12 protein-coding genes and 1 tRNA gene are annotated in these 14,014 nt (G+C 63.1%); 6 read left to right on the forward strand and 7 right to left on the reverse strand.

Annotation, left to right across the window (positions count from 1 at the left end):
* Window positions 1–8 precede the first annotated feature (8 nt).
* Window positions 9–1,220: a hypothetical protein gene (locus NKI32_RS30715; RefSeq protein WP_353005093.1), complete on the forward strand. Its 1,212-nt coding sequence runs from the start codon at window positions 9–11 to the stop codon at window positions 1,218–1,220.
* A 48-nt stretch (window positions 1,221–1,268) separates the two neighbouring features.
* On the opposite strand, the gene NKI32_RS30720 is transcribed toward NKI32_RS30715, so the two are convergent.
* The 3 genes from NKI32_RS30720 to NKI32_RS30730 form a co-directional block, all read right to left on the reverse strand.
* On the reverse strand, window positions 1,269–4,694 hold the full coding sequence (locus tag NKI32_RS30720) for an acyl-[ACP]--phospholipid O-acyltransferase (protein WP_353005094.1): 3,426 nt from the start codon (window positions 4,692–4,694) through the stop codon (window positions 1,269–1,271).
* 91 nt (window positions 4,695–4,785) lie between these two features.
* Entirely contained in the window at window positions 4,786–5,073 is a 288-nt protein-coding gene (locus NKI32_RS30725; RefSeq protein WP_023668598.1) for a YiaA/YiaB family inner membrane protein, read from the reverse strand.
* Between the two features lie 111 nt (window positions 5,074–5,184).
* Window positions 5,185–5,871: a PspA/IM30 family protein gene (locus NKI32_RS30730; protein ID WP_023681449.1), complete on the reverse strand. Its 687-nt coding sequence runs from the start codon at window positions 5,869–5,871 to the stop codon at window positions 5,185–5,187.
* A gap of 107 nt (window positions 5,872–5,978) precedes the next feature.
* On the opposite strand from NKI32_RS30730, the gene NKI32_RS30735 reads away from it, so the two are divergent.
* Window positions 5,979–6,587 carry a TetR/AcrR family transcriptional regulator gene (locus NKI32_RS30735; RefSeq protein ID WP_023681448.1) on the forward strand — a complete coding sequence of 203 codons (609 nt, stop codon included), beginning with the start codon at window positions 5,979–5,981 and terminating at the stop codon, window positions 6,585–6,587.
* A gap of 104 nt (window positions 6,588–6,691) precedes the next feature.
* Window positions 6,692–8,653, forward strand: coding sequence for an acyltransferase family protein (locus NKI32_RS30740; RefSeq protein WP_084633816.1), 1,962 nt, complete (start codon window positions 6,692–6,694; stop codon window positions 8,651–8,653).
* A 47-nt stretch (window positions 8,654–8,700) separates the two neighbouring features.
* Here NKI32_RS30740 and NKI32_RS30745 read toward each other — a convergent pair.
* Window positions 8,701–8,776 (reverse strand) — tRNA-Ala (locus NKI32_RS30745).
* Between the two features lie 148 nt (window positions 8,777–8,924).
* Between NKI32_RS30745 and NKI32_RS30750 the strand changes: the two genes are divergently transcribed.
* Both NKI32_RS30750 and NKI32_RS30755 read left to right on the forward strand, forming a co-directional pair.
* A complete protein-coding gene (locus NKI32_RS30750; RefSeq protein ID WP_023668602.1) occupies window positions 8,925–9,215 on the forward strand; it encodes a YggT family protein in 291 nt (96 codons plus the stop codon).
* A gap of 13 nt (window positions 9,216–9,228) precedes the next feature.
* A complete protein-coding gene (locus NKI32_RS30755) occupies window positions 9,229–9,540 on the forward strand; it encodes a DUF167 family protein (protein ID WP_352787122.1) in 312 nt (103 codons plus the stop codon).
* 3 nt (window positions 9,541–9,543) lie between these two features.
* On the opposite strand, the gene NKI32_RS30760 is transcribed toward NKI32_RS30755, so the two are convergent.
* From NKI32_RS30760 to NKI32_RS30770, 3 genes are read right to left on the reverse strand one after another with little or no spacing between them, the layout of a single operon-like run.
* Window positions 9,544–10,425 carry a MurR/RpiR family transcriptional regulator gene (locus tag NKI32_RS30760; RefSeq protein ID WP_023681445.1) on the reverse strand — a complete coding sequence of 294 codons (882 nt, stop codon included), beginning with the start codon at window positions 10,423–10,425 and terminating at the stop codon, window positions 9,544–9,546.
* Between the two features lie 48 nt (window positions 10,426–10,473).
* Window positions 10,474–11,541: an ABC transporter ATP-binding protein gene (locus tag NKI32_RS30765; protein ID WP_352787121.1), complete on the reverse strand. Its 1,068-nt coding sequence runs from the start codon at window positions 11,539–11,541 to the stop codon at window positions 10,474–10,476.
* A gap of 2 nt (window positions 11,542–11,543) precedes the next feature.
* Entirely contained in the window at window positions 11,544–12,314 is a 771-nt protein-coding gene (locus tag NKI32_RS30770) for an SDR family NAD(P)-dependent oxidoreductase (RefSeq protein WP_353005097.1), read from the reverse strand.
* Between the two features lie 177 nt (window positions 12,315–12,491).
* Here NKI32_RS30770 and NKI32_RS30775 point away from each other — a divergent pair, with 177 nt between their 5' ends.
* Complete coding sequence (locus NKI32_RS30775) at window positions 12,492–13,724, forward strand: ABC transporter substrate-binding protein (RefSeq protein ID WP_352597724.1); 1,233 nt, start codon at window positions 12,492–12,494, stop codon at window positions 13,722–13,724.
* Window positions 13,725–14,014: the final 290 nt, after the last annotated feature.

Genomic DNA, 14,014 nt, shown 5'->3' on the forward strand with positions numbered 1-14,014 from the left:
GCTGACCGATGAACCTCGACGACACGCTCGTGGCCGACACCATCACCTCGCTGGCGGCGCTGTTCGGGCTGCTGATCGTGATATCGGTCGTCGGCGGGCGCGACACCGGCGATCCGCTGTCGCGGCGTTTTCTGTTCGGTTTGCGGGTGCTGACGGTTCTGCTCGCCTGCCGCATCCTCGACTGGACTACCGGCCTCGCACTCTTCCGCTTCGTCACCATCGCGGCGGCGGGCCTGCTGCCGCTGGCCGCACTGCTGCTGACCGAGGGGCTGTTGCGCCGGCATGCGCCGTTTGCGCTAAAGTTCTTTGCCGCCGGCGGCGCCCTGCTGTTTCTACTGCTGGCGCCGATCCCGGAACGCTTTGCCGAGCCATGGCGGATGGCGGTACTACTTGCCTTCCAGTTCGGAGGTTTTCTCGCCATCGGCTGGCTGGTGATGACGCGCGATCGCGACAGCCTGTCGGCGGCCGAAAACCGCACGGTCGAGCGCATGGCGCTGTCGCTGCTGTTGATCATTCCGTTCATGGTCACCGACTACCGGCCCGGCCTGTTCGAAGTGCCGGTTCGGCTTGGCGGCATCGCCATCCTGTTCCTGTGTTGGCTGACGATCGGCCTTGGACGCGCGAGCCTCGGCCATCGCTACACGATCGGCGCCTTTACCGTGATTACGCTGAGCTCGGTTTTCGCCGGGCTGGCGCTGGGCGGCATCGACGATCTCGGCTGGCGCGGCAGTGTGCAGGGCGTGGTGATCGTGCTGTCGGCGACGCTGCTGGCAGTCATCTACAATGACAGCGTCAGCCTCACCGCGGAGAAGCGCCGCGACTCGTTGCTGAAGCATATGGCCGAGGGCGACCTCACCGATTCGGCGCGCTTCCTGCGCGGCCTGCAGAGCCATATTCTTGTCGAGGGTGCGCTGATCCTGCCGGCAGCCGACCTCGGTGATTTCGACCTGAAGGTGCTGGCCCGTGCACTAGAGCAGGAGCCCGTGCGCTCGCTCGCCGATGTCCAGCCGGATTCACCCGTGGACGAGAACATACGCGAGCAGTTGGCATGGCTGTTCGAGAAATATGAGGCGACCCATGTGCTGCTGGCGACGCTCGATCCGCTGACCGTGGTGGCGCTCAACATGCCGACGCTTGCCTCATCGCCAGGCCTCGAAATGGAGCTGCGCGCCGTCCAGCGCATGGCGATGCTGATTTCGCAGCGGCAGGCGAAGGGTTGATCATACTGAACGGGCCGGCTCTCGCGTCGGCCCGTTGCCGTAGCCGGATTAGGCGGCCTTGGTCTTCAAGGCTTCTTCGTCGCGCACCATTTTTGTCACGGCGGCGAAGTCGAGCTTGCCGGAGCCAAGGACCGGTACCTTTGAGACCACCCGCACTTCGGCCGGGACCATCAGGTCCATGGCGCCGTTGGTCTTGGCGTAGGCGAGGAATTCCGCTCGTGTGGCGCCGGATGCCTCGGTGATGAGGATCAGCTTTTCGCCCTTGCGCGCGTCGGGCACCGTGGCGACCGCCGACAGCGAGCCCCTCCACAATTCGCCGGCCAGCGCTTCGACAGCGGCGAGCGAGATCATCTCGCCGCCGATCTTGGCGAAGCGCTTGGCGCGGCCGCGAATGGTGATGAAGCCGCCTTCGTCGATAGCGACGACGTCGCCCGTATCATGCCAGCCGTCCTCCAGCGGTTCGAGCACGCCGGGCTTCTCGGCCCGGAGATAACCGGCCATGACATTGGGGCCGCGCACGAACAGCCGGCCGCCTTCGTCGACGCCGGGGACCGGATCGAGGCGGTATTCCATGCCGGGCATGATCTTGCCGACGGTTCCGGAGCGATTGTACATCGGCGTGTTGATGGAGATCACCGGCGCCGTCTCGGTGACGCCGTAGCCCTCGAGGATGCGTAGGCCGAACTTCTCCATATAGGTCATGCGCGTCGCTGTCTTGACCGGTTCCGCGCCGGCAAAGCAATAGCGTATCGAGCGGAAGTCGTAGGGGTGAGCGGTGCGCGCATAGCCGGAGAGGAAGGTGTCGGTGCCGAAGATGATCGTCGCGTTCGAGCCGTAGATCAGTTCCGGCACGAGGCGGTAGTGCAGCGGCGAGGGGTAGAAATAGACCGGCACGCCGGAGATCAACGGCAGCACCGTGCCCGCGGTCATGCCGAAGGAGTGGAAGATCGGCAGCACGTTGAACACCTTGTCGCCCGAATGGAAGTCGATACGCGACGCCGCCTGGGCGGCGTTGGCCAGGATGTTGCGGTGGCTCAGAACGACGCCCTTCGGCGTGCCTTCCGAACCCGAGGTGAACAAGATCACCGCCGCATCGCCGGGCTTGCGTTTCGCGCGCGGCGTCGACTTGCGCAGCAAGCCGAGCAGCTTATCCTTGAGACTGATGGTCTTTCTGAGATCGTCGAGCCACACGATGTCGACCGAGCGACCGAGTTCCTCGACCACGGCGCCGAGCTTTGCCTGTTCGACGAACGCGCGGGACGTCAGCACGGTGCGGACTTCGGCGGCCTTGCAGGCGGACAGAATATTGGCAGCACCTGCGGTGAAGTTCATCATCGCCGGAACCTTGCCGGCGGACATGACGCCGAGCAGCGTCGCGCAAGAGCCGTTGGCGTTGGGCAGCATGATGCCCAGCGTCTGCTGGTCGGCATAAAGGTTCTGGAACTTCTCACCAAGCACGGCGGCAGCCGTGAGCAGCTTGCTGTAGCTGAGAGAACCGGTGACCGGATCCTGAACTGCGAGCTGTTTCATGCCGCGTTCGTTCGCCGTCTCGATGATCTTTTCCAGTACGGTCTTGTCGATGTCCTGGGTGCGGAAAACGAGATCCGACATCACCTGGTAGAGCGCGGAACCCGACGCGGCGCGGCGCTTGCGGCCCTTCAGCTCTTGCGGCACCTCGAGCTTGACCGGTTCCAGAATGGTCACCTTGACCTTCGGGAACAGGCGGCGGCGCACATGCTGCGAGCTCAGCCGCGAGAAGTAGGTCTTCTCCAGCCCGTCGATGCGCACCGGCACAACCATCGAGCCGGTCTTGTCGGCAACCATGGCGGCGCCGTCATAGACCTTCATCAGGCCGCCGGTCACGGTGATGCGTCCCTCCGGGAAGATCACCAGCGGGTCACCGCCCTGCACGATCTTGATCAGCGTGCGGGTCGACATCGGCTTGGCCGGGTTGAGCGGCAAAGCGCGGGCAAGTTTCATGAACGGCTTCATCCACCAGGCCTGGGCAATGGTGTAGTCGATGGCGAAGACCGGCTCCTCATCGGTCAGCGTCAAGGCGAGCGGACCGTCGAGGAAGCTGACATGGTTGAGCGCCAGGATCGGCGCCTTGCCGGCCGCCTTGAGGTTTTCCATACCCTCGACTTCGAGGCGCAGGAAAGCGCGGAACAGGATGGAGACGAAGTCACGGAAGGGGTTCGTCGGCAAATATTTCAGCATCAGCCAGGCGGCAATCGCATTGGCCGCGACGAGGCCGAACAGGATGCCGCCGGTCGAGACCTTCGTCTGGATCAGGGCCATGATGATGCCGCCGCCAGTCATGAAGCCGGCATTGACGATACTGACGGCGGCGACGACCCGGGCGCGCCGCGCTTCGGGCGACCAGGCCTGCACGGCGGCGAAGGTCGGCACCACCAGGAAAGCGGCTGCAATGGCCATGCCGGCGAGGTCGATGGCGACGCGGATCGTGTTTGGGCCGGCGAAGAATGCGCCAAGGGTTTCCGCCTGGGGCGACGGCGTCATGCCGGAGATGGTCCAGGCGAGATGCAGGCCGAACAGGGCGAGCAGCGCCGTGCCGACCGGTGCCGGCAACAGCACGATGCGGCCCTGCGACATCCAGGCGGCGATGGCCGAACCGATGGCGATCGAGACGGCGAACACGGCGAGGTAGACGGTGACGGCCATTTCGTTGCCGCCGAGCGAATCCTTGATCAGGACCGGCAGGAGCGAGAGCACGATGGCGCCGATCAGCCAGAACCACGACGTCATCAGGCCGGCGCGCCAGATGCGCGTGTCGGTGCGCAATTCGGCGACCTGGCGCCAGGTCGAGCGGAAGATGTTCTTGTCGATGACAAGGTCGGGCGCCGCCGAACCGGTGGACGGGATATAGCGGCTGACGAGCCAGCAACCGACGGCGAGCGCCATCATGATCGGTCCGAACACCGCGACGCCGATGCCATCGGCGGAAACGACGCCGCCGGCTATGGTGCCGCCGAGAATCGCGGCAAACGTGGCTGACTCGATCCAGGCGTTGGCCTTGGGCAGTTCCTTGCGTTCGAGGTGATCGGGCAGGATTCCGTATTTGATCGGTCCGAACAGCGCCGAGATAACGCCGAACATCAACAGCGCCGTCATCAGCACGGGAATGGACGACAGGGCGATGCCGACGACGGAGACACCCGCCGCGGCGATCTCGGCGAATTTCAGACGCTTGGCTATGAGAGCCTTGTCGAAGCGGTCGGCGAGCTCGCCGCCGAGCGCCGACAGGAGCAGGAAGGGGGCCATGAAGACGGCGCCCGCCAAGGTGACCAGTGATGCCGCCTGGTCCGCCGCCAGCGTGAACAGAATAAGGAACACCAGCGTGTTCTTGAGGAAATTATCGTTGAAGGCGGACAGGAACTGCGTCCAGAACAAGGGCGCAAAGCGCCTGGAGGTCATCAGATGAGCTGTCGGTCGGTTGATCGGGGCGATTTCCATAGCGGCGACTTCCATTGGGCAAGACCGGTGAAAATCCTGACTGGATTGATCAGCGGTCTTGCGCGTTGAGCCTTGTTTAGCGGGAACCCGGTTACACTTCGTTACTGCGGCTGACTTCCATCAGCAACTTCTCGGTCTTGGCGTCTTCCAGCCGGTTGATGAAGCGGCTTGCCTCTTCCGAGTCGCGCAGCGTCTTGGTGATGGTGATCGAGGTGTGCACGAGCATGATGGCGGCCATCGCATAAAACCCCTTGGCGGCGAAGCTCGCCTCCATGAAGTAGATGCCGCCGGCCATCATTGTGGCGGCAACGGCGAAACTGGCCATGGTGAAGGTCTTCCAGGCGCTTGAGTCCTTGGGGGAATAGGTGTTCGGGGTCATCGATATGGTCCTTTCGTTTCAAGGTTAGGTTGGTTGGGCGTGGGTCTGTTTCAGGCTGGATACAATCAGGCCGGATACAATCAGACTGGATAACAATCAGGCCGGGTACGATCAGGCCGGCTTGGTCATGGTCTTCGTGAGCCGTTCGAGCACGGCGTCGGCGCTGCTTCTCAGCGGCGCGCCGCAGCCGGCGGCCGCAAGCTTCTCTGAGACCGCGGCAGGATCGCCCGACTGTTCCATCTCGGCCATGGCGGCCGCGGTGGCGTCGATCTGCTTTTGCCTGGTGCGCAGGCGCAGCAGCGTCTCCTCGGCGTCCCTGAGCGCCGACAGGCTGGAGCCGGGCGCGCTTTCTCGCAGGCGCTGGGTCGAGTCGACCGCGGCAACGATGCGCTGGCCGCGCTGCAATTCGCGCAGGCGCATTTCGGAGACGCGGATAATCCGCTTGAGACGCTCGATCTCGGTGCCGAAGCTTTTCTGCGCCTCGGCGGAGGCGTCGCGTTCGGCTTCCAGCATGGCGATGGTTTCGGCGGCTTCGCGGGCCAGTTCATTCTGTCCCTGCTCGATCGCGGCGATCGTGCGCTTCTCCAAATCGTCGATGCGGAGGACAAGCTTCTTGAACTGCGCGACTTCCTGTTCGTTCTGGGCGATGGCAATTGCAACCGCCCGGCGGGCGGCCGCGATAGCGTCGGCGCAATCGCGGATCTGCTGGCGCAGGATTATCAGCGCGTTGCGGTCGACGACCGCCTCGGCGGCTTCGTAGCTTCGGCCGCGAACGAGAGCAAAAAACTGTTTCAACATTTCCGTTTCTCCTCTATGAACGTTGTTCACGACACAACGTAGCACATTGTGAACGGCGTTCAAGGAGAAAATGAACGGTGTTCATGAATTGCGCATAAGGAAGGTTAATGACCGCAAAACGGGACGCCAAACGCGAGGATCTCAAAGGCAGGCTGATCGAGGCCGCGCAAGCGCGCATCCAGTCCTTGGGGCTCGCCGGGCTGCGTGCACGCGACATCACGGCCGATGCCGGCTGCGCGCTCGGCGCGCTCTACACGGCCTTCGCCGACCTCGACGAGCTCATCCTGCACGTCAATTCGATCACGCTGGCAAGACTTGGGGCGGCGTTGGAACAGGAGGCGACCGCCGCCGCCGAGCCAAGGGCCAAGCTGAAGGCACTGGCCAAGGCCTATCTCGGCTTCGCCCGCGGCAACCGCATGGCGTGGAAGGCGCTGTTCGAGCATCGCATGGCGCCAGGCGTGGCGGTGCCCGGATGGCATCTGGCCGAACATGCCGTGCTGATCCAGCATCTGGTCGAGCCGCTGGCGGCGCTGCTCCCGGCGGCGGCAACGCCGGAGCTTTTGGCCCGCGCGCGCACGCTGTTCTCCGCCGTGCATGGGATCGTCGCCATCTCGCTCGAAGACCGTTTCATTGGCCTGGCGTCCACCGATCTCGAAAGTGAGCTGCTGGGTTTCGTCGACACGCTGGTGAGCGGGCTGGAGACGGAAAGGGAATGAACTGCTGCGATCGGCTCTTGCTTCACGGCACTCTGCCCTTATGAAGATCGTGGCGGGGACTGGCCGGTTGATCCAGGCCGGCTGAGACTGTTGGGGGATACCCGGTGACAATCGATCAGAACCGCCGGTTTCAACCCGAAATACAAGGGTTGCGCGGACTGGCCGTCGCTCTGGTCGTCGTCTTTCACCTGTGGCCCCATGCTCTTCCCGGCGGATATATCGGCGTCGACGTCTTTTTCGTCATCTCTGGCTATCTGATCACCGGCCTGCTGGCGCAGATGGCGCTGCGCGACGGTCGCGTCTCGCTGATCGAATTCTATTCGCGACGGGTGCGACGGTTGTTGCCTGCAGCAACCTTGGTGCTGCTGGTGGCATTGCTGGGCACGCTGCTTTTCATCTCAAAGGCGCGCTGGGAGGAAATAGGCAACCAGATCGTGGCGAGCGCTCTTTATGTCGAGAACTGGCGGCTGGCCTCGATTGCCGTCAGCTATCTCGAGGCCGACACCTTGCCGAGCCCGGTGCAACACTACTGGTCGCTTTCCATCGAAGAGCAGTTCTACATCGCCTGGCCGTTGGTGATGATCGGCGTGATCTGGCTGGCGCGCCGCCGTGACCTTCCGCTGAGGGCCTGCTTGATCGGGGCGTTGTCGCTCATTTTCGCGGCATCACTTGTTGCCTCTGTGGTTTTGACGGCGACGGATCCGGCCCAGGCCTATTTCGTCAGCCATACCCGCCTGTGGGAATTGGCGCTGGGTGGTCTGCTGGTGCTGACCGAACACCAGTTTCGACTGGCGGCACTCACTAGACAGTGGCTGGCGATCGCCGGCATCCTGGGCATCGTTGCGTCCGCCTTGCTGTTTTCCGCTGCAACTCCATTTCCCGGCGTCAGTGCGTTGTTGCCGACCTTGGCCACAGTGCTGGTCATCCTGGCTGGCGAGGTTGAAGTCGGCCGGTTTCGTGGGCTCGATTCGTTGCCACTTCGTTTCATCGGCGATCGCTCCTACTCGGTCTATCTATGGCATTGGCCGCTGATCACCATCTTCCAGGCGCAGGGTCATTCGCTGACCCTTGCCGGCGGCTTCGGCCTGATTGCGGCGACCCTGCTTCTATCGGATCTGTCCTATCGATATGTTGAGCAGCGCTACCGGCAAGCTCGGGGCGGCGCCTGGTGGAAGCCGCTGGGATACGGCACCGCGGCGGTTCTCACATGCGTGGCCGCATCCGGCAGCCTGCTGCTCTTTCTGAAGACCGAACGCATCGACACCGCGCTGATCGGCACGCCTTCCTACCCCGGGCCCGCCGCTCTCGTCTCCGGCGCCGTGGTCCCGGACGGTGTGAACCTTCTGCCGCCGCTGGCCCGGCTGAGGCGGGACGTGCCGGTCGTGTATGCAAGGAAGTGCCACCAGGAGGAAAGCTCGGAGCCCAAACGATGCTCTCTAGGCGATCCCACGGGTGCGAAAACAATGGTTCTGGTGGGAGATTCTCATGCAGCCCAGTGGGTGCCGGCACTGGACAAGATCGCAAAGGACCGCAACTTCAAACTGGTTACCTTTACAAAATCCGCCTGCCCATTCACCCGCGTGGCCATCACGGCGAATGGCAAACCCAACGTCTTATGCGCGCAGTGGCACGAAAAGGTGCTGGCCGAGATCCTAAAGCTGAAACCGGATCTGATCTTCACCAGCCAGTCCAATTACGGAGCGGTTCAGCAAGACGTGATGATCGAGGGGCTGCGAAGTCTCTGGGGCGGGCTGACGGACGCCGGCTCGCAAATCGTTGCCATCCGCAACACGCCCTATATGAAATTCGACCCGGGCGATTGCCTGAGTTCGACCCCAACGAAATGCGTCACCAAACTGAGCGATATTGAGCGGAGCAACGTGTTGGCGCTGGCCGCGGAAGGACAGAAAAATGTGCGCGCCATCGATATGCTCGATGCCATTTGCGGGCCGCAACTATGCCCGGCAGTTGTCGGCAACATCATCGTCTGGCGGGACAGTCATCATCTGACCGCCAGCTACTCGCTTGCCCTGGCGCCCTATCTCGCAGCGAAGGCGGGGCTTTGACGAGACGTCTCGGAACTTAGATGTGTCGACAGGCAGGAAAATTCCGCTGGTGGAGCTGAGGAGGATCGAACTCCTGACCTCGTCATTGCGAACGACGCGCTCTCCCAGCTGAGCTACAGCCCCGTCCAGCGGATGGCGCATTTATCGAAGGCTGCGGTTTCCTGTCAAGGCGGGGTTTTGCCGAAATCCCTTGTGCCCGGTGCTTGTAGGCGACCGGCCCTTGCCGGTTTCGCGCGCAATGGCTACATGTCGACAACAATCGGAGACCGGCATGCTCGCCCTCATTCAAACAATCGTCATGGCGCTGGACCTGTACTGGTGGGTCATCATCGCCTCGGCGATCTTCTCCTGGCTCTATGCGTTCAACGTCGTCAACTCGCGCAATCAGTTCGTCGGCAGCATCGGCAACATGCTCTACCGGCTGACCGAGCCGGCGCTGCGTCCAATCCGTCGGTTCATGCCCGACCTTGGCGGCGTCGACATCTCGCCGATCATCCTGCTTCTGCTCCTGTTCTTTCTCAGGCAGCTCATTCTCACCACGATAGCGCCGCTGGTCCTGTGAACCTGACGGCGGCATGAGCGCGCCATTCCGCTTGCGCGCCGACGGCATCGACCTGTTTATCCGGCTGACGCCGAAGTCTTCCGTGGACAGGCTCGGAGGCGTGGAGACGATGGCCGACGGGCGCAGCCATTTGAAGGCGCGCGTGCGCGCCGTGCCGGAGAATGGCGCGGCCAATCAAGCATTGCAAAGACTTGTCGCCAAGGCGCTGGGAGTTCCCGCATCGGCGGTGTCGGTCGTTGCTGGCGCTACCCCTCGCTTGAAGACGCTACGCGTGAATGGCGATCCGGCGGCGCTGGTGACGAGCATCAAAGCGCTCGGCCGTTAGTCCTCAATCCCCCAGCGGCAACTTTGGATCGTCGACCTTCAGCGTGTTCACGCTCTGCTTGATGCGGCGCAGGTTTTCCAGAACCCTTGGTCCGCGCGTCTCGGCCACCGAGGTGACGATCATGTCGACGATCGAAAGCAGCGCATAGCGCGACGAGGTCGGCTTGTAGATGTTGCCGTCCTCCAGCGACTGGAACTGGATGACGGTATCGGCGGCCTTGGCCAGCGCTGATTCCGGCGGGGTTACGGCGATGGTGGTGGCGCCATATTGCTGGGCCACCTGCACGGCGTCGATCACCGAGCGAGCATAGCCGGACACCGAGAACGCGATCAACGTCGTCTCCGACGTAGCGACCGCGGCATACATGCGCTGCAACTGCCCGTCGATCTGCGCCAGCACCGGCACGCCCAGCCTAAACAGCCGGTTCTGCATCTCGGTCGCCATCATCGAGGAAATGCCGCCGGAGCCGATGCACAGCACATTGCCCGAACTGACGATGCGCGCGGCCACGCCCACCAGCGTCTTCATGTCGAGGTTTTCGCTGGCGCGCTGGATGGCGGCGATTGCCGCTTCGGTGATGGCCGACGCAATGCGCTGCTCGCGCGCGTCCCGGTTCAGCGGTTCGGGCGACAGATACTGGCCGCCAATGGCGATCGCCTGCGCCAGGTAGAATTTGAAATCGCGCAGACCCTCGCAGCCGAGATTGCGGCAGAAACGGGTGACTGTCGGCTCGCTGACGCCGACGCGCGCGGCAATTTCCGAGATTGCCGCCTTGGAGGCAAAGTCGAGATCGGTGAGCACGAGACCGGCCAGGCGGCGGTCCGATTTGGTGCCGTCCTGCGACATCAGCTGCAGGCGCGTGATGATGTCGGCCGGCGTTTTCATTTCTGGGTTGTCGTCTTCATCGTGGTATTTTCGTTTTCATGCCGGCGCTCATAGCGGCAGGCCTGTCGCCGTGTCGAACAGATGGATGTTGCCCGGCGCTACCGAGACCGGCAGCAGTTCACCCGGCTTGACCTGAACCCGGTCGCGGAATACGGCGCGCACCGTGTCAGCGCCGATGGCGCCATAGACATGGGTTTCCGAGCCGGTCGGCTCGACGACATCGACCTTGATCGCCATCGCGTCGACAGCCTCGCCGATGACGAAGTGTTCGGGCCGTATGCCGGCCTCGACCGTGGTGCCAGCCGGCACCGTCTTGCTGCCGAGCGCCAGTCGCCCTCCGCCGGCCGATTCGAACCAGCTTTTCTCGGGCGTCGTCTTCAGGGCGCCGGAGACAAAACTCATCGACGGCGAGCCGATGAAGGAGGCGACGAATTTGTTGGCGGGACGGTCGTAGAGCTCCAGCGGTGCGCCGACCTGCTGGATCTTGCCGCGGTCCATCACCACGATGCGGTCGGCCATGGTCATGGCCTCGATCTGGTCGTGGGTGACATAGACGATGGTCGATTTCAGCCGCTGGTGCAGCGCCTTGATCTCGGTGCGCATCTGCACGCGCAATTGCGCGTCGAGATTGCTGAGCGGCTCGTCGAACAGGAACACCGAGGGTTCGCGCACGATGGCGCGGCCCATTGCGACGCGCTGGCGCTGGCCGCCCGACAGTTCCCGGGGATAGCGGTCGAGATAGGAGAACAGGTTGAGGACGCCTGAGGCCTTTTTCACCTTGGCGTCGATTGCCGTGCGGCTTTCGCCGCGGATCTTTGGGCCAAAGCCGATATTGTCGGCCGCTTTCAGGTGCGGAAACAGCGCATAGGACTGGAAGACCATCGCGATGTTACGCTGCTGTGGCGGCAAATCGTTGGCGCGCACGCCGCCGATCAAGAGGTCGCCTGCGGTGATCGGCTCCAGCCCGGCCAGCATGCGCAGCAAGGTCGACTTGCCGCAGCCGGAAGGGCCGACCAGCACGACGAACTCGCCGCTCTTGATGTCGAGGCTGATGTTTTCGAGGATCTTGTGGCGTCCGAAGGATTTCGACAGGTCGCGGAACTCGACATCGGTCATGGTCAGGCTCCCAATATGTCGTCGATGAAGGGCAGGAAGCCGGCGGTCAGTCCGGCGTCGACCGGCACCACCGCGCCGGTTATCCCCGATGCGCGATCCGAAACAAGGAAGGCCACCGCTTCGGCCACTTCCGTGGCGTCGACGATGCGGCCGAGCGGATAGAGCCGCTTGAGCTTGCCGAGAACATCCGGGTTCTTGGCCAGGCGATGGTCCCAGGCGGCAGTGCGGATCGAGCCGGGGCAGACGACATTCGCGCGCAGCCCGCTGCGGCCGAGTTCCACAGCGATCGCTTTGGCATAGGCATTGATGCCGGCCTTGGCCGCGGCATAGGCCGGGTTGCCGAAATGGGCGATGGCGTTGACGGAAGAGATGAAGACGACGCTGCCCGAACCGCGCGCGGCCATCGCCTTGATCAGTGGATCGGCGAACAGCATCACCCCGGTCAGATTGAGGTCGAGCTCGTGCTCAATCTTATCGGGTGTCAATGCGGCAAGCGTCTCTGCGCGCGTCCAGCCGGCATTGTTGATCAGCATGTCGGGAACGCCATCTTTCTCAAGGATCGCTGGTATCGCCGCCTCGATGGAAGCCCGGTCGAGGAGGTCGAAGGCGTGACGCGACGCCAGGTGTGGGCTGCGCAACGCATCTTGCGACTGGTCGCAGCCGACGACCCGCGCGCCTCGTTCGGCCAGCAGCGCCACAATAGCCGAGCCGAGCCCGCCGCCGGCGCCGGTCACCAGCACGGTCTTGCCCGCGAATTCGGCCGTTGAAACCACCCTGCGCGCCTCCTTGGGATCTACGAAGTCGGAAACGCTATTTTAAGAAATGTAATTAAGCAACAGGATAATCCGCTTGCACAGCGTGAAATCACGGATAATGTAGGAAAGTCACATAAAGCCTTGGCCGCCTGGAAGCCGCAAGAGCGCAGGCGCCAATCAAATGGGAGAGATCGAATGAAGCTTGCAAAATGGACTGTCGGCCTGATGGCCGGAATGAGCCTGCTGGCGCTGACGGCGCAGGCAGACGCCGGCGAGGTGCGCGTCACCGTCGCCGAATACAGCGCCAAGACCGGGCCGTATTTCGAAGCGGTGAAGAAGGAATTCGAGGCAGCCAACCCGGGTATCACCGTCAAGTTCGAAGTTGTGCCGTGGGACGTGCTGCTGCAGAAGCTGACCACCGACATCACGGCCGGCACCAATGCCGACCTGTCGATCATCGGCACCCGCTGGCTGATCGATTTCGTCCAGCAGGATGTCGCCGAGCCGCTCGACGGCTATATCAAGCCGGAGTTCAAGGACCGCTTCATCGACACCTTCCTGTCGCCCTCGATCATGGAGGGCAAGACCTACGGCCTGCCGATCGCGGCCTCGGCGCGCGCCATGTACTACAACAAGGAATTGTTCGAGAAGGCCGGAATCGCCAACCCGCCGGCAACCTGGACCGAGCTGCAGGAGGATGCGCGCAAGATCAAGGCACTGGGCACCGGATCCTTCGGCTTCGGCCTGCAGGGCAAGGAGATCGAGACCGACGTCTATTACTATTATGCGATGTGGTCGCAAGGCACCGAGATCCTCAACAAGGATGGCACGTCGGGCCTCGGCACGCCCGGCGCGCTCGAAGCCGCCAAGCTCTACAAGTCGATGATCGACGAAGGCCTGACGGAACCCGGCGTCACCTCCAACAACCGCGAGGACGTCCAGAACCTGTTCAAGCAGGGCAAGGTCGGCATGATGATCACCGCGCCCTTCCTGTCCAACCAGATCAAGGACGAGGCGCCGAACCTGAAATATGGCGTGGCCGCTATCCCCGCCGGACCGACCGGCGCGCGCGGCACGTACGGCGTCACCGATTCCATCATCATGTTCAAGAATTCCAAGAACAAGGATGAGGCCTGGAAGCTGCTCGACTTCCTGTTCACCACTGAACAGCGCGCCAAGTTCACGCAAGGGGAAGGCTTCCTGCCGGTGAACAAGGAAGAGGCCAAGATGGACTATTACGTCAACAATGCCGATCTGGCAGCGTTCACCGCGCTGCTGCCTGACGCCCGCTTTGCGCCGGTCATCCCGGGCTGGGAAGAAGTCGCCCAGATCACGTCGGATGCGATGCAGAAGATCTATCTTGGCGGCGACCCCGAGGCAGGCTTGAAGGAAGCGGCTGCCAAGGCCAACGCCGTGATCAAGAAATAGGGCGTATCTCCCTGCGCCCGGCGCGCCCCTGAGATCGGGCGCGCCACACTTTCCTCTCCCTCCGGAGGGGGAGAGGTGGCTCGGCGAAGCCGAGACGGAGTGGGGGAACCACCTGGCAACCGCCGCGACGGACATAGGAAGGGCAATAGGGGCAAACATCACCTCGCCTTGCGCCCCAAGGGTCGACATCCACTCCGTCGACCCCCACTCCGAGCGGCACGCCGCACCCCCCACCCCGAGGGCATTATAAAAAAACCCAGACACCCCAGAAAACAGACAGCACTGTGTGT

Source organism: Mesorhizobium sp. M0761 (genome assembly GCF_040320205.1).
Classification (GTDB): domain Bacteria; phylum Pseudomonadota; class Alphaproteobacteria; order Rhizobiales; family Rhizobiaceae; genus Mesorhizobium.